We start from the raw sequence: 21481 nt of genomic DNA on the forward strand, positions 1-21481 counted from the left end.
GCTGAGTACCGGAATCTTTCTCGCGCATCCGCGCTACGCAGACCTACCTTCCGTTAGCTGGTTGGTATCGCGCCGGACCGGACGGTGGCCAAACTTCTCATCAGCGCTACTTCTCATCAGCGTTTCCGGCAGTACCTCTCGTGCCCGGTGAACATGATCTCCAGAGCATCTCGGACGGGGGACGCAGTTATGACGGGTCCGGAGGCGTACTGCCGTCTTGCATCGCCACGGAATATCAAACGGCGGTTCCTTGCCCTACCAGGCAGCCAGATACGCTCATCTGCGACTTCTGGATCGGACTTCGAGTCCGCCTATACGCCATTTGTGTGCAGGTCACTGGCCCGTGCGGAGAACACCTGCCGCCGGTGCCCGGAATGGCACTGCCTCCACCGGAGCCTGCGACAACGGGGCATGGGTTCGTTCTCGTACGAGAGCTCGCGAAGAGTCGGTGTCAGCAAACCGGACGCGGGGACGATCGGTGACCGTTTGGGTGTAAGCCGCTCATAGAGCCCCAGACGACTCGTACTCCACCCACCGGACCATCGCACGCAGCTCTTCCCGGCCGCTTTCGATGACCTGGAGCCAGTGGCCTGCCGATATGCCCGGCGGTAGCGGCACGTCGCTGATCAGGTCGAAGACGGTGTAGTCGCGGCCCAACCAGTTACGGAGGGCGTGCCAGTGCTCGGAGCGTTCGGAGCTGAGCCCAGGGTGCCGGGGGGTTGTTTCGTACGGGGTGGGGTCGGTGCCGGTGCCGGCCAGCAGCCCTGAGCGGCGGACCAGACAGGGGAAGCAAACGCCGCAGTTGACGTACGGCACCGGTCGGCGCTGACGGGGTGGAGCTCCGCAGCTCATGCTCTGTGCCATGACGGTCAGGGGGAGCCCCGCGCGGACAGCCGCGCGGCACACTTCGCCCTTGGTGAGGTGCGCGAGGGGGTTCTCAACTGTGACGGAGCCGCCGACCGTACGGATGACTTCATTGAGCAGGTACAGGGTACGCGGGTGCACCGACCTGGTGGAGAGAGCGGCGGAACGGGCGGCGCTCAGGGGTGGGTTGAGGGCAAGCTGGCCGTTCTCCGGAACCTGGACCGCGTCAACTCGGTTTGCGGCTGCTGCCCGGACGGCGGTGGCCGCGTAGAGCAGGCCCCGGGGGCGGGAGGAACGCTCGGCCACTTTCCCGTGCACGCTGCTATTGGTCTGGGCGAGGGTTAGCCGGCGCAGTTCACGCCCTGACTGTCGGGCGAGAGCCTCGACGCCTGCGGACACGTTTCTCAGTACGTGCTCAACCTTCTTCTCCGAGAACGACACAAGCAGGAGAACGCCGTCGTCGGCACCGGTTTGAGCCGCGCGCCGAGCGGCCCAGCTGAGGGAGTCCAGACCGCCGGAGAAGAGGGCGACCTCTCGGGCGCACCACTCTTCGTCCACTGGGAAGGGCTCCTGTCGAGGCGCGGAGCGCAGCGGGCGCAGAGAGATCTCCCACAGGTCACCGGTCAGGGTGCGCAGCAGGGGCGACAACGGCCCGTCTGTTGCCGCAGCCCAGCGATCTGGGTCTGAGACGGGCACCGAGAGGCGTAACCGGCGGGTCCAGCGGTCCTCCGTCGCCTCGCGGGATGCCAGTTTGTCCGCCAGGAAGACGGCTCGGGACAGTCGCAGCAGGTCGTCAGCCCAGGCAGGGGCTGGTCCGCGTAGGGAGTGATGGCCGGTGATCCTTCCTTCGGTTTCCTGGAAACCGGCTGTGCCGATCGGGTGCCAAGCGGGGTCGGGTGGCTGCTCGTAGCTCGGGTCGAGCCACCAGAAGGAGCGCTGAGGTCGTGCCAGCGTCATACCGGAGGCTCCTCGTCGATCGCGGTGGCGGCGGCAGTCTCGTCGGTACTGGATGTGGCGGAGGCCAGACCGAGAACCTTGCCTACGGTGTCGGGAACGAGGAGCCGGGCCACTGCGAGCAGGGGTGGAGCGATGACAGGAGGATCGCCGGTGGCCCCGGTGGTCCCTCCGGGCGACAGTTCGCCGCTCGGCACCAGGCCAGCTGGCCCTTCCTCTACACCGGTTTCAGTGGCTTCCTCACAGGGATTGGGGACGAGAGAGAGGACCAGGTCGGTGACCTTGTCCGGTATCCCTCCCTCAGGCGCAACAGACGACAGGCCCGGAACCATCAGGTCGATCTGTTCGGCGATCACCGCGCGCAGGAATTCCGAGACCAGGTCGGCGAAGAACCACCGGTAGAGGAGGCAAAGTAGGTCGCCCGTCAGTCCGCTGCCACCCGGCACAGTCGAGTAGGGACCGGAGGGGGCGCCCAGCGCCTCGCGCATTCCGGGCTGTTCGAGGATCCGCCGGGCCGAGGCCACGGCCGCGCGGCGCAGGGCCGCATCCACCACGGTAGTGCCGTCGCCCGCGACCCGTTCGGTGAACTCCCCTACGAAGGCATCGGCAGGATCGGGCCACTGAGGCCCCTCCGTACCCTCCCAGCGATCTGCCGGGGCCTCATTCCGGCTCGAGATTCCATCTTCGTACGAGACCTGACCTCTGTCTTGGGGCTGCTTGCCGACCCGCGCTTCCGGCGGACGCCGGTGCAGGCCGACGGGTCCGTCCTCCGCAAGCACTCGCAGAGTGTCGGTGAGACGCAGCCCGGCGGCGGTGGCTGCCTCCCGCAGCCCAAACGCGTCCCTATCCGCACGGCAGGCGTTCTGCAGAGCACCGATCGCGGACGCAGCCATGACCACCGGGTCAGATTGGTCGGGATCCCAGCGGGAGAGCTTTGTGGTTACCCCGGGCCAGCGTGGACCTTTCCAACGCGTAGACGTACCCATCCTGCCGCCTCCCCCGAATCGGCCTACTGCTGACTCGTGTCTTCCAGTGCAGCAGCCGTTGGTGCTCGCAGCCAGGGCATGGATCAGCCATCGTCCGGAAGGCGCTCACGTCGGTCGAAGCCTCACGCCGAGGCTGTGCGAGATGTCGACAAGAGCTGTGGTGCGCCGTCTGCCTCGACAACATGGCCACCTGTAGGCACTCAGTGCGTCAGTGACATCCGGCGCTGGCATACGGCGGAACGCGTGATGTGCCCGCGATCAATGCGGAACACCTGAATACCACATGGTCGGGTGATATCTGAACTGGCTTGCCCTGTGGGGCGGGTGGGAATGATGCCGCTGTGCCGAAGCCTTGTCCGGATGGGTTCCCGGAGGATGCGCCTGCTTCGTAGCGCTCGAAGGTGGGAGTGGATCTGTATCTGCGCAAGCTGGCGTCTGGCAAGTGGCAGGCGACCGTCCGGAACCGGAAGGGGGAGCGATTCAGTGAATCGTTCCCCCTCAAGGCGCAGGCGCGAGCCTGGGGCCTGGAGGTGGAGACCGGTTTCACTCGCGGAGGTGTGCGGGATCCGCGGTCCGGCGCGATGCCCTTCTCTGCGTGGCATGAGCGGTGGTGGGGCGCACGTGTTGCCGAGCCGGACACCCTGCGGGGCAATGCGGGCAGCATTAGAAACCATGTCTTGCCCTACTGGGCGGACTGGGAGATGCGGGCCATCACCCGCATGGGCATTCAGAGCTGGGTCCGGGCCTTGATTGAGAAGGATGCAGGAGCCGCAACCATCAGGCGGGCCTACAGTCTGACGTTGTCGATCATGTGCTCGGCCGTCAACGAAGAGGTGATTGCGGTGAGCCCGTGCCGCAACATCAGCCTGCCGGAGATCGCGGCCAAGCCGCCGCAGTGGTTCACGCTCGATCAGGCGCAGAGCATCCTTGACGAGCTCCCCCTCGCCTGGCGGGCCATGTGTCTGATCGGCTTCTATACGGGTCTTCGGTGGGGCGAGCTTTCAGGGCTGCACCGACATCGGATCGACCTGCGCCGCTCCCGCCTGTTCGTGGTGGAGGTCAACACCAAGAGCGGCATCAAGGCGTACCCGAAGAGTTGCAAGAGCCGTCGGGAGGTTCCGCTCCCGCCGAACGGTCTGGAGGCGCTGGAGCGCCACATTCACCTGCTCGACCCGGGTGAGCTGGTCTTCACCACTCTGACCAAAGGACGTGCTGGGCGTCGTCTCGACGGCGGCAACTGGCGAACCCACACCTGGTGGCCGGCCGTCGGCAGTGCCACCTTCGAAGACATGGACGGACGGCAACTACTCGTTCCGCACTACCCGCCGCACTCCATGCGTCACACGTGTGCTTCGTGGCTTGTGCAGAAAGGGGTGTTGCTCTACGAGGTTCAGCACCTCCTGGGCCACGAGAGCTTCCAGACCACACAGCGCTACGCACACCTTCAGCCGGACGCGCACAAAGCCGTCCTCGACGCCTGGCAGCGACTGGAGACCCCCTTGGTCGTTGCTGTGTAACGGAGACGCCGGCCGCCTCGCCATGGCTGGGGGTGTGACGTACTGGCCGCGGTCACAGCGCTCCGCGGCCGTGATACTGGCGTTCGGCACCCACCAACGGCCTTGGCCGTCGAGCAACCGCCGAAGAGGCTATGCGTGACGCTCATTTGACGCTCACGCCCCGAAAATCCACCGCTCAAAGGCCAGAGGAACCTCCTGACCTGCGGTTTCTTCACCGACATGAAATCGCACATGCTTCCGATGACGCATCACGTGGAGTGCGTGGCGATTCTGGAGCCTGCCGAGAAGGGGCGCTGAGCTGACATTTTGCATTTCAGGTAGTCAGCTCGACCTGTTTTCGCTCGCGGACTGCGTCGACTGAGGTCCGCTTGTGCAGAACGCCCTGAGCTGCAGGTCCAAGGGCCGACGTGGGCCTCGCGGCGATATGGCGATGCGCAATGCAGAATTTTTGACGCTCGGATATCGGAAACCTCAACCTCAGACTTCTCCGGCCGTGGGCCGCAGACCGGGGCTGTCGGCGCGGAGCAAGGGTTCCGGTTCGGGGTGCCGACTGCACCTCACCAGCGGCAGCGCGTGCTGCTACCTCGTCGCACGCACCTCGGACCCGAGACCGCGACCCGACCGGGCCACGAAAGACGGCGTCGTGGTCCGAGGTCTCGAGTGGCTGGTATCACCTTGCCGCTCAGATGCCAGTCCGGTTTCATTCCTGCATGGCGATGACGCTTCGGCTCCCCGACGACCTTGACGCGAAGCTCACCGAGCGGGCTCGTCGGGAGGGCCGCAGCAAGCAGGAACTTGCCATTGAGGCCATCCGTGACGCTCAGGACCGGGCCGAGCTGAAGGTCGATGATGTGCTCGCCGAGCTGATGAACAGCGAGGCGGAGATCTTGGACTACCTGAAGTGACGGACCTGCGCTATTCGCAGGTCGACGAGATTCTGGTTGTCGCCCGCACGGTCAACGGTACCGAGCACAGTGTGCGTGACATGGGCCTTGTGGTGTCGGCGATCGAGCGGCCCCGGACGAACGTGTTCGGGGCCGAGCTGTATCCCACGCTGTACGAGAAGACGGCGGCACTGCTGCACTGCTGCACTGCTGCACTCGGTCGCCCGCAACCATGCGCTGATCGACGCCAACAAGCGCACCGCCTGGCTCGCGATGCGTGTCTTCCTGCGGTTCAACGGCGTCAGCGCCAGTACCGTCCCGCCACCTGTGTCCGTGGCCGGCTCGTTCGTCGAGGAAGTCGCGCAGGACAACGTCGATGTACCGGCTATTGCCAAGCGTCTGTCGGCCTGGTTCCCCGTTTCCTGACGTTAGACGTCGTGGGCACGGGGCGGAATGAGGTTCTGGGAGCGGTGCTGGCTTCTGGCAGTCCGCCGGGGGACTGACCCGTTCGTTCAGCGGGTGGATTCGTCTGCTTCCGCGAGATGGGGCAGCGGGTCCGCTCGGCGCGAAAACGGCGTCCCACGCGCCCTCCCGTTTGGGTGGCAGGCAAAGTCCGCGTTGGCTACGGCGGTCTCTTCCCAACTAATACCCGCTCCTGCTTTTCCAGCGGTCACGGAACGCGTTGTCCGTGCCCCTCGCGCGCCCTCCGTGCGCACTGAGCCAGGCCTTTCGCCTCCAACAAGCTGTGTCTGCGGTATCCACTGTCCACGTCCACAGCTTGGAGGGGAGACAAGGCGCCGAAGGAATGGATACGGGCTTTCGTGGCGGACTTTGGATCCGAGTGCAGGGAGCGTCTGCGGGTCAGCGACACGGAGGCGTCCATCAGCCTGCCGGTGGCGAAGCTGGTGGAAACATTCGGGGCGCACTGGAAGCTGAGTCCTGGCCTTCATCCTGAGTGCCCCTTGCCCGAGGCCCGGGTGTGACCTGACTACGCGGTGGAGACAATCGGGGCGCACCACCGCTTCCTTGAACTGAAGGCGCCGGGGCATGACGTCACGTCCGATGGCTTCACGAAACGGGACCGGGAGCAGTGGGAGCTGATGCGCGGACCGCGGTGGCCCGGTAGCAGTTCGATTCCTGCGGGCACAACTCGGGCGCGCAGGTGCGCCCGGGCGAGGGCTCGTGTGACGGTGACGCGGTCGGGGTTCTCGTCGGTGGCCGCGGCAGCGTCGAAGGCCGGGATGCCGCCCACTCCGTGCTCCGCGTCGTCGAAGTTGTCCAACCCTGGTCTTCGGTGTGGGAGACGCCGTGTAGACGTCACTTCCCTCCAGTCCTGCCGGTCGGAGAAGATTGGGTAGGTGCCAGTCCTTCGTGCCCACGACGACGAGGACCTTCGGGGTCATCCCCTCAAGGGCGGTCGTGGCGAGCGGTGCGTAGGGCTGGGTCGCCGGGCCGTTCAGATCCGCCCCCCCGGCTGGGCGCGGCCATTATGACGCAGGCGCCGAAGCGTGCGTCGACGGCTTGCCGGCAGGTTCGGGACTGACGGACGTGCTTGCCGTAGCTCGGGTCGGTGATCGCCGGCGGGTTCACGAACTGGCCGACGCGCGCGGGCTGTCGGCCGCCGAACCGCTTGGCGGAGAAGGAGGGTATCCCTTCGTTTCCCCGATTGCCGAGCAGCCGTGGAGAACCGTGCGGCGCACGTCGGCGGCGAACGGCCCGTCGTAGGAGGCAGGGCCGTGCGGCTCCGTGGTCGGTGCCACGGAGCCGCACGGTGATTACTGTCAGAAGCCGACGTTCGGATCGTCCGTGTCCTCTTCCGGGTCCACGCTGTACAGCGGGCGGTCCTCGATCCCCAGGGCGCGCATCAGCTCGTTGGTCGGAATCCTGTACCTACGTCCGATGCGGAGGACGGGGCAGGGGAACTCGTGCTCGCGAATCAGCCGGTACGCGGTCGTTGAGCCGATTCCGAGCGCTCGGGCCGCCGTGCGCAGGTCCACTGCGACGGGCAGGTCGAACATCTCCGTGAAACTGAGGCGGCCCTCTGCCGGGTCCTTCACCCTCGCCTCCCCGCAGGGCGGACCGGCCGGGTGTCCGGGCGGCGCCCGGGCCGTCGCCTCTTCCTGGGACTGTGACCCGCCGAACGGTCCTGCGACCCGTCGTCGGTGTCAATGAAGATTCCCTGTCGGCGCAGATGCTCCGGGCGCACCCGAAAACGCAGCGGTGCACACAGCCCGTCCGGGCCGTCCGGACGGTCGACTCGTACGTCCAGGCTCTCCGTCGCCGGAGCGTCCGCCTCCTCGCCGGACGCAGTGAGAGCGTGCTCCTCAGTGATGCGTTCGATCTGGGTGGAGGGAAGCTCCCGCAGCCCTTCCCGGGCGAGATGCCACGCCCTGGCGCGCGCCGCGTGCAGCAGGGAGGAGTCGGTGAGGCAGCTCGCGCCGTCCCGATCCGCCAACTTCTCCAGGAGAGCCAGGACCATCTCGGCCTCCACGTCCGACCGGTCGGCCCGCAGGCGCGTGCAGACCCGGTGGACCGTCCCGGCCAACCGGGGCAGGGCCAGCCAGATCGCCAGGAGTTTCCCCGTGCTGTCTGGAGTCAGGTCGCTCTGCGCCGTGCGGATGACCTCCTTCCAGACCGCGGTGGCGAACTGCGGGTCGGAGCTGGGGCCGTACAAGGCTTCGTGCGTCTCGGCGGCGGTCAACCGGACCGGATCAGCCTCATCGGTGTCCGTGGGGACGAGCACGAAGACCGCATCACTGGTCCGGGGATCGTTGAAGTGCCGCCTCACCGAGGCGAACACGCTGCTGGGCGGTGTATACATCAGGAAATGTCATCTCTTCGGACTGCAGAAACCTGAGTCCGGAGGTGCTGGAGATACCGAGATGCTGGACGAGGTGGGTCCTGTGGTGGAGACGTACCGCCTCATATCTGCGTCAAGCGGAGATGAGTCCCACCAGCCTCACTTTGATGCGTGAGCATGCGGTAGTGGTCTTCTCGACCAGGTAACGCCGCCTTTGACCACGAGCATGTAAGCGCGGCAGCCAGGCCGCGACCTCGCCGGTGACGAAGTTCGTGAGGCTGGTGGGTGCCCGTACAGAACGGGCACCCACGAACTGTTGCGCTCAGGCGGTCTCGGAGGACGAGGTGTCCGGCGCCTCGGTGGGCGGGGTCGCCGGGGTGGTGTCCTCGGTCCGGACGGCCGCCCGCCGGCGGCGGCTCGGCGGCCAGTCGGGGGACTGGCGCAGACGGGCTGCCCGGCGGTTGCGCTGACGGTTGTTCATCGGGTTCGCGGTTCCTCTCGGATGAGTCGATGGATGACTAAGCCGCCGTTTCGTGCTTCTGCGAGCGGCTGGTGCCATCGTGCCCGGGGGTGAAGCGGGGCCGCAGAGCGAAAACTGAGGGATAACTGAGTCCCCGGGGGGCGTGAAGAAGCAAGCGCGTGTGAAGCGGCAGAGTGCGGCGCACAGATGAAGGAGCGCCGACGAGGGGCCGGATCACTGACTGCGGCGTGGTGAGGGGGAGGGCGATGGAGGGGTACGTGCTGGGCCCGGTGCGAGCCGAAGGGGACGGCGGCAGGAGGGTGGTCGAAGGGTCGAAGGTGGCAGCCCTGTTCGCGCTCCTGGTGACCTCGCCAGACTGCCGATGTAAGAGGAAGGACATAGCCGAAGTCCTCTGGGAGGGCGTCGAGGACGTCGATGGTCTGGTTAACCGCGTCGTCGCCGACCTGCGGAAGCGGCTGGGCCAGGAGTCCGTGCCCCATAGCGGCAAGTCGGGTTACTGCACGCTCCGCGTGCCGGTGGGAGATGTCGACCTGCTCCGTTTTCGCGAAAAGGTGAAGCAGGCTGAGGGACAGACCTGCAAAGCGCAGTTCGAACTGCTCGGCGTGGCCTTGGAGGAGTGGGACGGCGAGGACGAACCGTTGCACGGACTGTCCGAGGCCGGCTTCCACTTGCGTCGGGAAGAGCTACGGGCCGAGTTGATGGCCGCCGTGTACGCGCGGCTGGACGCAGCCTACAGGTCCAGGGAGGTCAAGTGGCTGCGCGAGGAGACGGAGAAATGGTTCGAGCGCGCGCCGAAATTGCCCCAGATCTTCCGGTTCTACTTGCTCGCCCACGCAGACCTGCCGGAGTCCCAACGTGAGCGGCTCATCGAGAAGTGGGAGAAGCGCAACGGAAAAGCGGATGTCGATGTACAGAGCGCCATCGATCAGGTCCGGGGAGAGGGCCGCCGGCCGGGCGGGGCGCTCCTGCCTCCCGTTCCCGACCAGTTGCCCGGCGGCAGGCGCAAGCCGATCGGGCAGGACGAGCTGATCGGTGACCTCTGCGAGGCCGTGTGCGAGGAACAGGACGCCGGCGATCTGGCGCTGGTCCTGATCAGCGGCATGGCGGGTGTCGGGAAGACCACGGTGGCCGAGAACCTCGCCGGTCGGCTGCGGGAGCGGTTTCCCGACGGTGTGCTGTACGGCGAACTGAACGGATTCGCCGACGGAGACGTGCGGCCCACCGAACCGGACGAGATCCTGGACGGCTTTCTGGCCGCGCTGCCGCCCTACACCACGGTGACCGGAACGGAGAGCAAGAGCAACGCGCTGCGGTCGGCGCTGGCCCACCGATCGGTGCTCATCGTCCTCGACGACGCGCTCAGCGCCCAGCAGGTGCTGCCGCTGCTTCCCGGAGACGGTACCTGCGCCGTGATCGTCACCAGTCGTAACGACCTCTTGCGGCTGCAGTCCGAGAGGAAAGTGCTGTTCCGCAAGATGGAGCCGCTGCACGAGGCGGACGCCTTGGAGGTACTACAGGAGAAAGTGTCGGCCGAGGACCGGGCCAAGCACGCCGTGCCCTTCAGCAAGCTGGTTCACCTCTGTGGTCGGCTGCCCGTTGGCCCTCGTGGTGGTGGCCCGGCTCTTGGAGCTCGGTGCGCGTCCGCTGCACACCCTCCCTGCCCTGGTGCGGGAGATGGAGAAGGAGTTGGAGCGGGCGAAGCTGGACACCCTGGACCTGCCCGAGCACGAGCTGTCGGTCCGCGCCGCGCTCAACTGCTCTGTGCGCGTGCTGAATGAGGAAGCCCGGCTGCTGCTGTGGCAGCTCGCCGTCCACCCCGGGCCCAGCGCTTCCTGGGAGGCGGTGATGGATCTGGGACGGGCAGTGGACGAAGGGACGCGTACCGACCGGGCCCTGGTGGACCTCGTGGCGGCGAACCTGGTGGAACATCACGGCGACCGCTACGGGCTGCACGACCTCGTGCGGGCCTTCGCCCTTCGGCATGTGCGACCGGTGCCGGACGGAGACAGCGCGGAGACCGAGCGGGCGACCGTACGACAGGTGCTGGAACACCAGATGCACAACGTCCGCGCCTGCGACCGGGTGCTCGACCGCGAACGCACCCTGCCCACCGGCGAGCCCGGAGCGGTCAGGATCACCGACCCCGCGGACCTCGCGGAGGCGATGACATTCCTGGACGAGGAGTACGCCACCGTCCAGCGAGGCATTCACTTGGCGATCAAATGGCATATCGACCGGTACGTATGGCTGCTTCCGATGGCCCTGGTCATCTACCAGTGGCGCCGCCGCCTGCTCGATGATGCGCGGCAGAACCTCCGGTACGCCGCCGAGGCGGCGGAAACCGTCGCCGGTCCGGTCGATCGTGCCATGGTCCACCGGTCGCTGGCAGGAACCCACTGGCGGCTCGGTGAGTACGACTTGGCGGTGGGCGCCCTGCGCCGAGCCGTCCGGCTCAGCGAGGAGGACCGCAGCGCGGAAGGCCGACTGAGTCTGGCCCATACGCTGCACCGGCTCGGGCTCACCCTGCGCAAGCAGGACGACCTGACGGGAGCGGACGAAGTGCTCGGCCGTGCACTGGAATTGTGCCGGGAGGTGTCCGACCGGGTCGGGGAAGCGGCTGTTCTGAACGTCCTTGGCGCGATCCACCTCGACCGGGGTGAGCACGAGCGGGCGCTCCGTCGGTGCGCCGACGCCTTGGGCGTGGTGGAGCGCACGACGGAGCGCAGCGGCCTGGCCGATGTGTTGTTCACCCTGGCCAAGGTGCACCTGGCCCGTACCGAACGGGATGAGGCCATCACCCTGTACCGGCAGGCCTCCGACATCTACCGCGAACAGGAGAACCGGCCCAACGAGGAGAAGGTACGGATGCTGTTCGCTGATGTCCTGGTGTCCGCCGGCGACACCGACGCGGCGGTGCGGGAGTTGGAGAGAGTCATCGTGCTGCGTGAGCTGATGGACGGTAAGGGGGTGCGGGAGGTCCGGGAGCGGCTGGAAGGGCTGAGGTGACCCGCTCGGCCGGCGGCCGTCGGCTCACCGTCAAAGCTGGGGCGAATGAGTGCGGTAGTACTCGGTCGGGTCCGGGCGCAGGGGCTTCGGTGGCCGTTGCGAGCCGAGCTGAGGTAGGTAGCAGCGGAGCCGATCGAACACTTCACGGACATCTGCGGGGCGCTCCGCCGCTTTCCACCGGACCATCCACAGCGCCAGGGAGGCGTACTCCGGGGGTAGTTTGGCGAGCCGGTCGCCCGACAGCACCGGGGTGCCCTCTTCCGCCCGCTCGTCCTGTCCGCCGTAGGGCAGGCGCATCACGGTCATCTCCAGCAGGATGCAGCCGAGTGCGAAAATGTCCGCTTGCCGTGTCAGACCTGACGGGCACGCGTCAGACTGCTCGGGGGAGGCCCAGCCGCGCGTGCCGCGTGCGTATTCCGTCCTCTGATCCGCCACGACCGCGTGGCCCATGTCAATGAGCCGGAGACGGCCGTCCGGCTGCACGATGACGTTCTCGGGCTTGAGATCGCAGTGCACCAGATTCCGGTCGTGGACTTCTGCCAGAATTTCGCACAGTTGGCCGATGACGGCCGCAATGGTTCCAGGGTCCTTAACGGGCAGGGCCGCCGACAGGACCTTCTGCAATTGGTGCCCTTCGACAAATTCCATGACCAGGCACCGGCGTCGCCGATGTGTGCCCGTGGCGATGACTTCGGGAATCGCCTGGATTCCCGTCAGCATCATCATGCGTGATCCCTCTTCGAGGAGTTCATCACCGGCCCAGTGGAAATCGCTCTCTGGCCCGAGGTCCCGGGCCTTCTGAAGCTTCAATGCCACCTTCTGCCCGCTTTTGCGGTCACGCCCGAGGAAAAGGTCGCCTTGGCCGCCGTCGCCGACCATGGCCAGCACTTCGTAGCGGCTCTCCACATCGCCGACCTCTTCGATCTCCCTCATGGCCGTCCACCTTTCCTCCGTACGGAAATGGAGCATGAAATGTCACAGCCGTGGCTGCCCCCCGACGGGGTGACCCGCACGTCCGACGTCATCACGGTATCCGCCGGAATGTTCAAGGGAGGAGAGTTCCGATGCCCCGCCGCTGACGCTCTCAAGACCCGCGGTTACCACACCAGCGATCCCGTACCGCGGCGCCGTGAGCGGTTGGAGCACTTCGCTCTGGGTCCCTTCATGGCTGCCTGCGACATCCGTTCGGGGCCTGCCGGCCGCCCGCCCCGGACACGTACCGGGCCCTTGCACGACGGTCTGCGGACCTGGTCGGAGCACGGCGTGACGTTGTACGAGGCGGCCTTCCCCCTCGACCCGGAACGCCCCCTGCACGAGGTGCCCGAGCCGTGGACGTACCGCTACCGGCCGCCCGGTCCCGACCCGCGCGACGCCCAGGAGTACCGCCTCACCGTGTGGGGCCGCTGCCTGGCCTCTCCCGACGGTGCCTACCGCGAGCTTCGTCTGCCCGTGCACCGCCTACGGGACCTGCCGCCCGACGGGTTCATCGCGGCCGTCGCCCTGGTACTGGCCGAGGGTGCCCCCGGACCACCGCCGGAGCACGTACGGATCGTGGAGTTCGCGCTCTTCGACGGCCGCACGCGGGAACTCTTCGCGGGAAGCCGGGAAGAGGCGCGCGCCCGGTACCGCGAACACGGCCCCGCTGCCCTGGCCGGCGTACTGGACGGACGGGAATACCGTCCGGGATCCGCCTGTGGCGGATGCCCCTACCTGTCGGTGTGCCCGGCCCTACGCACCGCGCCCGGACTGCTGGGCATCAAGGCGCACGACCGGCCCCGCCGCACCTGGTCGGTCACCAACGGGCGGGCCTACCGAGCCTGCCCTGCGCGTGACCACATGCGCCGGCTGCACCTGCCCACGGCGGATTCCGTCGAACGCGAGGTGACGGCCGAGCGCGGCCGGGCGCTGCACGCCTACCTCGCCGAACGGCACGCCCACGGATCGCCTCGGCCCTGCACGGTCGAAGTCCCCGAGGAATGGGTACCGGAGGGATTCGGCCTGCCCGCACACGAACGCGCACTCGGCGCCCTGCTGTTGCGGCGGCACGCCGCGGTCTGTCCGCTGCGACATGTCGGGGACGGTACGGATGTGCGGCCCGAGCCCCGGGTGGTGCGGCACGACACAGCCGCCGACGTGGTGGTCCTGGCCGCGCCCGACCTGCTCTACCGGGATGCCGGGTCATGGGTGTGGCGCGAGACCAAGACCTCCTTCACCGATCGGCGGTCCGACCGCCCCCTGCTGGAGCGTTATCCGCAATTGGCCCTGGCCGTCGTGCTGATCGCCCGCGGTGACCTGGGCGGTGATCCGTTCCGCGCGAGGGTCGAGCTGGAGGTGCTGCGCCCCGGCGGCGCCGACCTGGAGATCATCGACCCCTTCGCCCCGGCCAATCGAGTCACCGCCGAGAAGGTACTGCGGGCGATGGTGGCCGACTGGCACGGGGATGACCAGTACGCGGCCCGGCCCGGACGCTCCTGCGAGCGGTGCGAAGTGGCCCGCTGGTGCGCGGCGTCGTCCGTCAGCGAGACCGCGGCATGAGGGCGGGGTCGGCCGGCCGGGCCGAGCGGTCGGACGCCGGCGAGGCGCCCGAGGGCGTGGGCAGCGACCTCTTCGGCGAGCTCGCCCGCATGGTGGCGGCTCTCTCCGAGGTGCAGGGGCTCCGCTCCTTCACCCTGCCCTATCCCGGCCTTGCCCAGCGGGCGCTGGATCACACGGTGATGCGCTGCCTCGATGCGGGGGAGGTGCCGCCGAGGAGTCTTCCGGAGCTGTGGGAGTGGTGCCGAACCAGACCGTCCGACGACCCGCTCTTCGCGGTTCCCTCCTCCCTGGTCTCACCGGGGACCACGCTGGTGCACCGGGTTGGCCGGATGCCGACCCGGTCGTGTCTCGAGGTGGCCTCGCAGGGACCGGGCGGGGGTCTGGCGGGACACGCCCGCGCGCTCCTCGGGGACCTGCACGCGCGGAGCGGAACGGAGGAGTGCTACCAGCAGTGCAGGGCGTTCCTGGCGCGTCACCCGGTCGTCCACCAGCAGGACCGCTTCGCGCCGGGTTGGAACAGGGCGGTCTGGAGCCGGGTCAAGAACCTCTACGGTCCGTTGCCCGAGTTCCTGCTCGTCGACGGAAACTTCCTGTACTGCCCCTCGTGCAGACTCCCCGCGCTGCCCCGGGACAGGGCTGTGCCCGTACCCGGACCGTCCGGCACCGGTGCGGAAGTCTGGTGCGAGGCGGAGGACTGCCCGCGCGACGCCCCTCTGCGGCTCATCCGTGAGCCGGACCAGGCGTGGATCCTGCAGCGCTCGCTGCGGTGGTACCTCGTACTGCCGCATCGCACCCACGAAGCCGCCCGGGAGGCACTGGAGCACGCCGAAGTCGCGTACGAGACCCTGGCCGGTCCTCTGCCCGCCTACCGGCTCAGGGACACCGGCCCCCGCATCGTGGACATCCAGGTGTACGACCGCCTGCAGCCGGCGCTCCTCGCAGCCCATCTCACCGACAACACACCCCTCGCGGACCGCACCCTCGTCGTGGTCCCCGACGCGCTCGCCGGACGGGACGGCTACCGGCAGGCCTGCACCGACGCCCTCCCCGCGCTCCTGCGGGACCGGCTGGTGTTCACCACCCCCATGGATCTCGTGCCCGACCTGGGACGGGTCCGGCGAGAGGAAAAGGACGATGCGTAGCCTCACCCCGCCGTTGACCGACGTGTTCAACGCGCTCAAATCATTTCTGGGGTCCTCCGTGCCACAGCCCGCGCTGGAAGCCCTCTGCCAGGTCGAACTCGGCCTGTACCTCCAGCAGAAGATGATGCCGGGCAGCCCCGCGGGCAGCGCCTGGGTGCTGTTCAGCGGGTACGGGTTCGCCGAGGCGCATCGGGCTCCGCTGCCATCCGATGCGGCGAAGACCCTGCGTATCGCCAGGTACTCGCTGTGGACACTGCGCCGGAGCCGTACCTGGCTCGAGGCGCTGGACACCTACCAGAGGTTCGACCCCAGGGTGCGCGCCTACGACGTACCGGACGTCGAGACACCCGCTGCCCGCCGCGACCTCTCCGTCGCCGGCGACCGCTTCTCCGTCTACGAGCAACTGCTGCGTGCGGCACCGCCGCTGGCGGGCAGGCGCCTGCCGGTCGCGGGTCAGGGTCCGCACGCCTTCCCCGTCAGTCGCACCATGGCCGTCGTCGATCTGCCGCCGGTCCTTCGCACCCCCCTCGTCGCCCACGACATGGGCCTGGAACCGGCCGGGGGCGGCGAGCCCTTGATCTTCACCAGGGAGGACCTGGAGCGCACGGCGACGGAGATGGACGCCCAGCACGCTCGTTCCGGCAAGGGCCGGGCACCACGGTGGCTGGAGCGGCTACGGTCGTTCGACCTGTCCACCAAGGAGAACGGAACCTTCCACAAGGCGGGGAAGGACGAGGACTTCGCCTTCACGGTCGATGGCATCCAGCACCTGCTCGGCATCGTCGGTGCCGGCAAGAGCACACTGCGCGACATCATCGCCGTCCATCTCGCCAAGCTGGGCAAGCGCACCACCATCGTCGTCACCGATGTCGCGGAGGTGCTGAAGCTCGTCCGGCTCTACGACCTCTACACCGACGGCGCCGCCGCACCCGTGCTCGGCTCCTCGGGGCGTGAGCGGCATGCCCAGCGGTTGCACCGCCGGCTGGCGGGCCGGGGCGAGCACCGACTGCTCGCCCACGACGACCCCGCCTTCACCTACCTCGGCACGTCCTGCCTGCTCAACGTCAGACGGCAGGGCGCCACGTCGACGACCGAACCACTTGCCTACGGTGAGGCACCCTGCTCCCGGCTCCGACCCCCCTCGGCCCTGCGGCGTGTCCCGAGCGACGGACGGCACTCCGCGTGGCAGAAGAGGGTGACGAGCTGCCCGTACTGGTCCGCCTGCCCCCGCCACCACGGAGCTCGGACCCTGGTCGGCGCCCTGATCTGGGTGGCCACGCCGGCCGGGCTGATCGACGCCTCGCCGCCCCGCCCTCAGAACGGCGAGCGCATCCGCTTCCTCGAACTCGCCTGCCGCCGTAGTGACCTCGTGATCGTCGACGAGGCCGACCGTGTCCAGATGCAGCTCGACCAGACTTTCGCACCCGCCGTTGTCCTCGCCAGTGACGAGGACAAGGGCCTCATCGACCAGCTGAGCCGACACAAGATCCGGGAACTCGCGGCAGGCGGACGCACCCAGCTCTCCGAACGGGATGTCGAGACCTTCGCCGCTGCCCTCAACACCGCAGGCGCGGCCACCGACCGGCTGTACGCGATGCTCGTCGCCGGGTACGAGCTGCGCAAGTGGGTGCGGACGGGCTACTTCAGCGCCTGGAGGCTCCAGTTGGGGCTCCTCGACGAACGCTACGAACTTCCCGAAGACAGCGGTCAGGACCACCCTCATCACGCCCCCCGCGAGGCTCTCGGAAAACTGTTCGACGCGTTCCGGGACAACCCCTTCGGTGACCGTCACCGCAGGACGGAGGAGGACTTCAGCCGGCTGACCGCCCTCCTCAACGAACTGCTCCACACCGGAAACCCGGAGAACACCCGGCGCCGCCTCACCGAGGTCATGGACGAGGTCTTCGCCATCGACCCGAAGTACATGGCTGCCCGGCAGCGGAAGTACCAAGAGGCGTACGACGAGTGGTGGCGCGAGGAGAAGGAACAGGAGAAGAAGCGCGGGCGCCGCAGGAAGCCCAAGCCTCCGCCCCAGACTCCCGAGGAATGGCGGAAGCAACTCGCGGAGCGCTTCGAGTTCACCCTGTTGCTCAGCGCCCTGGAACCACGGCTCGCCATGATCAACGCCATGTGGCCCCGTGTCGAGGCCGCCCTCAGTCTGGGCTTCAACACGATGTACCGTCGGCCGCTCGACTACGGCCCGATGGTGCCCGAGGCCCCGATGGGCAATGTGCTCGGCTTCCAGTTCCGGGTCCCGGGCGAGGACAAGGGCGGAGTCCGCAGCGGCGAACTGACCTTCTTCCGGTGCAGCGGCGTCGGACGTGAGTTGCTGCGCGCCATCCCTGATCTCACCTCCGTCGACAACAGGCCCGGTGCCCACTTGCTGCTCATGTCGGGCAGCAGCTGGGCGGGCGCGTCCAGCCGCTACCACGTCTGTGTCCCGGTCGGTGTGGTCATCGAACCGTCGGCCGAGGTGACCGAACGCATCACCAACGAGAGCTCCATGCGCTTCGAGTTCATCGACGACGGCGACGAGAAACTGCGCATGTCGGGAACCCACCCGGACGACCGCCCGGAGAAGCTGCGCCGCATCGCGTGCCATCTGGGTGAGGGCGGAGACGAGTACGAGGTCACTGAAGGTGGTCCGCTCCAACAGGAGTTGCTCTCTCTTCCTCCAGGGCGCGACCAGATCCTTCTGCTGGTCGGCAGCTATGCCGAGGCACGTGTGGTGGCCGACACACTGCACAACCTCAACGTCCGCTGGCGCAACAAGGTGCTGTGCCTGGTGTCGGACGACGAGGAGATCACCGCGGAGGACGAGGCGCCGTCCGCCTACCACGCCCGATCACTGCGCCGGGGCGACGTCGAGCACCTGAAGGACCTCGAGGCGGACATCCTGGTGGCGCCCCTGCTCGCGCTGGAACGCGGCCACAACATCCTCAACGAGGGCGACGAGGCGGCCATCGGCACGGTCTACTTCCTGGCACGACCCCATCCGCACCCAGAGGACCTCCACCTGGCCGTCAATGCCGTCAACGACTGGGTCGTCCGCGCCGTCACCGGTGGTGACTTCGCCACCCTGGTACAGGGGAAACCCACCGTCGAGGAAGGAGCGGAGGAGTTCCGCCGCCTCGCCCGTTCGTACTGGTACCAGGTACTCGCCCGTTCGATGGCGTGGAGCCGTCTCGACGACGATGTACGGGAACAGGTCACCTGGGACATGCTGGTCCTGTTGTGGCAGGTGATCGGGCGACTGGTGCGCGGTGGCGTACCAGCCCGGGTGGTCTTCGTCGACGCCGCCTTCGCCCCCAACCGCGGAGCCGTACCGGCGCGGCCCGACACCCCCGAAACCAGTCTGCTGCACAGCATCCTCGCCGTCCTGGACCCGTATTTCGACTGCAGCACGACGAACGCGGAGGAGCAGTTCATCGTCCGTGCCCTGTACGCGCCACTGCGCAGCATGCTCACCCGCCTGCTCGCCGCCGTACCCGCCCATCCGTAAGCGCCGAACCCCTGACCCAGGAGGTAATTCCGTGTACCACCACATTCGCGTCGCAGCCTACGAACCCGACCTCCTCCACGGACCCTGGCGGGAGGAGATGAAGGTGCTGCGGCTCGGTGAGGACCTGCATGCCGAGCTCACCGGAATGCATGCCGAGGCGGACAAGAACTCCGTCCACCCCCACCGGCTCCCTGTGCGCAGGCTCAACTCCCTGCTCCAGGCGATGGCTCCAGGCGTCATTGCGACCGGTCGCAACGCCGGGACGGACGGCCGTCTGCCGTGGCTCTACGCGCGGGAAGCCGTCCCGCCGGACGTGCTGGCCCCGGTGGTAGGAGCTTGGGCGGCGGGCATGCATCGGGAGGACGACGACTCGGAGGGCGCCGATCTCGAGGAGAGGCTCCGCTCCGGTGACCCGGCCGAGACGGTACGCCTGCCCCACTGGGAGACGGAACCGGTCGACCTCGCCGAGAGCGTGCTCTCGGCAGGCGGAACCGCCGAACCCGCCGCGCGGCTCTACAGTCTGCTGCCCGAGTGGATCGCCTTCCGGCTGGCCGCCCGGACGTTCCGCACGGGCGGCACCACACTCCACTTCCGCGTCGAGAGCTCGGATGACGGTGCGCGACTTGTCTCCTGGCCGCCTCAGCGATACGAGCGACGACGGCAGACCTGGTACTACTCGGCCTGCCTCACCATCACCGTCCACACCGTGCCGTTCGCCCCGCGGTTCCGCGTCCATGTGGCCACCGGGGTCCGCCGGTGGGCCACCCGACTGGACGTACGCCCCCACCAGCTCGGCGGTACGACCGTTCTGCTCGACGCTCCACTGCCGTGGCCGGAAGGACCGGACCGGGGCCACCGGCTGATGGTGAACACACTGGGCTACGACCGGCGGTCGAAGGAACTGGCCTGGCGCCGGCACAGCCCTGCACCGCTCATGCCCGAGCTGGACATCGTGCGCAACTATCCCCGGCCCGAAGAGCTCTTCTCCGACCCCGAACGCTGGATCAACGGGTCCGGGGATGTGGCTGCCGGCATCGTCTACCACCCGTCGATCGGCTCGCACGAGGTCGGACCCGGGCTGATGCCACGGGAGAGGGCGGATCTGGACGCCTGGGTCGAGGAAGGGCTGCGCCCCCTGTTGACCCGGGTCCCCGACCTCATGCGCGTCTCCCGGAGCAACACGCCTTCCCTGCTGCCCCGTTCCGGTGCCGGACGCGTCCCGGGCGTCCGCGACGCCCAGCTGGCTCTGCAACGGCGGGCGGCGCTGACACGCGCACTGAACGGCCGCCCCCTGGAGATCGACGTCTTCTGGCAGTCCCCGGAAACCCGTGCGGCGCTGCTCGCCGAGCTGCCGAAGCTCATTGGTCTTCCCACCGGGCAGCAAGTGCCGTCGGCCGACGGGGAGACCTGGCAGTGGCAGTGCGAGGGGGTCGACATCCGCGTCCGGGTCCGGCCCGCAGGGCCCTTGGCCGACGCCCTGCCGACCGCCCGAGCCTACGGGCGCCTCAGGGCCGTCCGGCTGGCCGAGGCCATCGAAGGGCGCTGCGGGCTCGTGGCGGACCGGGCAGACCCGCTCCTCGGCGGGGCCGGAGTCGTGATCACGGAGATCGCCGGCAAGGAGCGCTTCGCCGCCGTCCCGGACTCAGACCCCAAGCACGCGCTGCGCATCGCCTGGGCACGGCAGGGACGGCTGACCCAGTTCGTGAACTCGCCCGACGACACCGACAGCGCTCTGGAACACCGGGCCAGGTGGGCCTGGCTGGACGCCTTCCGGCAGCTGGGCGCGATCAGCCCGCCCGCCCATCGGGTGGGAGCCGGCATTCCGGGCGACCTTCAGTACGCGGCGCTCTGGCTCGTACGCCACACCAGGAAGGGGCCCACACGATGCCCCGTCCACCGGCTGGTGGCGGTGCGGGTGCGCCCCGGGGACGGATCTGGCGTCATCGAGGGGTGGGACGCAGAACGAGCCGAATGGGTGCCGTATCCGAAGTTGTTGCTGCTGCTCTCCCAGGCACGGGAACCGGTGGCGGGCGGCGGGGGGGAGACCGGCACGGGGAAGCCCGTCGTTGACTCGGCAGCTCCGGGAGGATCCACGCCCGCTGCTCGCCCGGGCGTGGAGAAGGACAGGCAGCGGGAGACCGAGCGGCAGATCCGGGCACTGCTCTTCCAGCTCCGTGACCGCCCGACGCTGTTGCTGGCGGACGCCGGGAATCTGCGCCAGTGCTGGCCTGGCCTGCGCAACGGTGCACTGGACCGCGACACACTCGGCTTCGGGGCCGAACCCGCCCAGCGGCACACGCTCTACGGCCACGACCTGCGGGTGCTGCTCGTAAGGGACGCCAACGCCCGGGGTGAAGTGGCGGAGTGGTACGCCCACGACACCGAGGACGGGGTTGGCTTCGCCGAGGGTGTGTGGGGGACGGCGGAAACGGAGGGCCGTGTCTTCGCGAGTACGACCTCGAAGCCGCACACGGTGGCGAAACTGCCGAAGGGGCTCATGAAGCTGGTGCCCACGGCACAGGGCCGGACAGCGCCCGGGAAGACCGCGTGGAATCCCGGGCAGCTGGAGATCACTGTGCTCGGCTGTCTGTCGGAGAAGGCGTTGACGGACTCGGGGCGTGCGGGTGACCCGCCCGACCGGCCGGCGGAGTGGGCGACGCTCGCGCACCAGCTGCGTTACCACGACGACTACCCGCCGCTTGCCCGGCCTCTCCCGCTGCATTGGGCGCGTCTCGCCGGTGAGTACGTGCTTCCGGTCGCCGGAACGAAGTCAGCGGGGAGTACGTCATCCGCTTCCTGAGCGAGGTGCC

Annotated in this window: 14 protein-coding genes and 1 pseudogene; 9 read left to right on the forward strand and 6 right to left on the reverse strand. The window is 68.2% G+C overall.

Annotated elements, in window-relative coordinates; genetic code table 11:
- Positions 1-501: 501 nt before the first annotated feature.
- On the reverse strand, positions 502-1821 hold the full coding sequence (locus tag ACIP93_RS13680) for a 7-cyano-7-deazaguanine synthase (protein ID WP_401758195.1): 1320 nt from the start codon (positions 1819-1821) through the stop codon (positions 502-504).
- Positions 1818-2597, reverse strand: a complete 780-nt coding sequence (locus tag ACIP93_RS13685; protein WP_401758198.1) for a hypothetical protein — start codon at positions 2595-2597, stop codon at positions 1818-1820. Before ACIP93_RS13685 ends, ACIP93_RS13680 begins: the two co-directional genes overlap by 4 nt.
- Positions 2598-3211: 614 nt before the next feature.
- On the opposite strand from ACIP93_RS13685, the gene ACIP93_RS13690 reads away from it, so the two are divergent.
- The 3 genes and pseudogenes from ACIP93_RS13690 (at position 3212) to ACIP93_RS13700 (ending at position 5631) form a co-directional block, all read left to right on the forward strand.
- Positions 3212-4321: a tyrosine-type recombinase/integrase gene (locus tag ACIP93_RS13690; protein WP_401758201.1), complete on the forward strand. Its 1110-nt coding sequence runs from the start codon at positions 3212-3214 to the stop codon at positions 4319-4321.
- A gap of 710 nt (positions 4322-5031) precedes the next feature.
- Positions 5032-5226, forward strand: coding sequence for a ribbon-helix-helix protein, CopG family (locus ACIP93_RS13695; protein WP_401758204.1), 195 nt, complete (start codon positions 5032-5034; stop codon positions 5224-5226).
- Positions 5223-5631: pseudogene (locus ACIP93_RS13700) on the forward strand (type II toxin-antitoxin system death-on-curing family toxin). Before ACIP93_RS13695 ends, ACIP93_RS13700 begins: the two are co-directional and overlap by 4 nt.
- 1355 nt (positions 5632-6986) lie before the next feature.
- Here ACIP93_RS13700 and ACIP93_RS13705 read toward each other — a convergent pair.
- From ACIP93_RS13705 to ACIP93_RS13715, 3 genes are all read right to left on the reverse strand, one after another.
- Positions 6987-7223 carry a helix-turn-helix domain-containing protein gene (locus ACIP93_RS13705; protein WP_401758828.1) on the reverse strand — a complete coding sequence of 79 codons (237 nt, stop codon included), beginning with the start codon at positions 7221-7223 and terminating at the stop codon, positions 6987-6989.
- Positions 7224-7258: 35 nt separating this feature from the next.
- Entirely contained in the window at positions 7259-8026 is a 768-nt protein-coding gene (locus ACIP93_RS13710; RefSeq protein WP_401758207.1) for a hypothetical protein, read from the reverse strand.
- Between the two features lie 301 nt (positions 8027-8327).
- Positions 8328-8486 carry a hypothetical protein gene (locus tag ACIP93_RS13715; RefSeq protein WP_401758209.1) on the reverse strand — a complete coding sequence of 53 codons (159 nt, stop codon included), beginning with the start codon at positions 8484-8486 and terminating at the stop codon, positions 8328-8330.
- Positions 8487-8731: 245 nt separating this feature from the next.
- Between ACIP93_RS13715 and ACIP93_RS13720 the strand changes: the two genes are divergently transcribed.
- Together ACIP93_RS13720 and ACIP93_RS13725 are read left to right on the forward strand one after the other, a co-directional pair.
- A complete protein-coding gene (locus ACIP93_RS13720; RefSeq protein WP_401758212.1) occupies positions 8732-10264 on the forward strand; it encodes an NB-ARC domain-containing protein in 1533 nt (510 codons plus the stop codon).
- Positions 10161-11492 (forward strand): tetratricopeptide repeat protein, encoded by a 1332-nt coding sequence (locus ACIP93_RS13725; protein WP_401758214.1) that lies wholly within the window; start codon positions 10161-10163, stop codon positions 11490-11492. Before ACIP93_RS13720 ends, ACIP93_RS13725 begins: the two co-directional genes overlap by 104 nt.
- A 30-nt stretch (positions 11493-11522) precedes the next feature.
- On the opposite strand, the gene ACIP93_RS13730 is transcribed toward ACIP93_RS13725, so the two are convergent.
- Positions 11523-12425, reverse strand: a complete 903-nt coding sequence (locus tag ACIP93_RS13730) for a serine/threonine protein kinase (protein ID WP_401758216.1) — start codon at positions 12423-12425, stop codon at positions 11523-11525.
- Positions 12426-12755: 330 nt separating this feature from the next.
- On the opposite strand from ACIP93_RS13730, the gene ACIP93_RS13735 reads away from it, so the two are divergent.
- The 4 genes from ACIP93_RS13735 to ACIP93_RS13750 are packed head-to-tail and all read left to right on the forward strand — an operon-like array spanning position 12756 to position 21471.
- Positions 12756-14027, forward strand: coding sequence for a PD-(D/E)XK nuclease family protein (locus ACIP93_RS13735; RefSeq protein ID WP_401758219.1), 1272 nt, complete (start codon positions 12756-12758; stop codon positions 14025-14027).
- On the forward strand, positions 14024-15169 hold the full coding sequence (locus tag ACIP93_RS13740; RefSeq protein ID WP_401758222.1) for a hypothetical protein: 1146 nt from the start codon (positions 14024-14026) through the stop codon (positions 15167-15169). The genes ACIP93_RS13735 and ACIP93_RS13740 overlap by 4 nt, the downstream gene beginning before the upstream one ends.
- Entirely contained in the window at positions 15162-18671 is a 3510-nt protein-coding gene (locus ACIP93_RS13745; RefSeq protein ID WP_401758225.1) for a hypothetical protein, read from the forward strand. Before ACIP93_RS13740 ends, ACIP93_RS13745 begins: the two co-directional genes overlap by 8 nt.
- A gap of 31 nt (positions 18672-18702) precedes the next feature.
- On the forward strand, positions 18703-21471 hold the full coding sequence (locus tag ACIP93_RS13750) for a pPIWI_RE module domain-containing protein (protein WP_401758228.1): 2769 nt from the start codon (positions 18703-18705) through the stop codon (positions 21469-21471).
- The last annotated feature ends 10 nt before the right edge of the window (positions 21472-21481 follow it).

Origin of the sequence: Streptomyces sp. NPDC088745 (assembly GCF_044751045.1) — a bacterium.
GTDB classification, from domain to species: Bacteria; Actinomycetota; Actinomycetes; order Streptomycetales; family Streptomycetaceae; genus Streptomyces; species Streptomyces cremeus.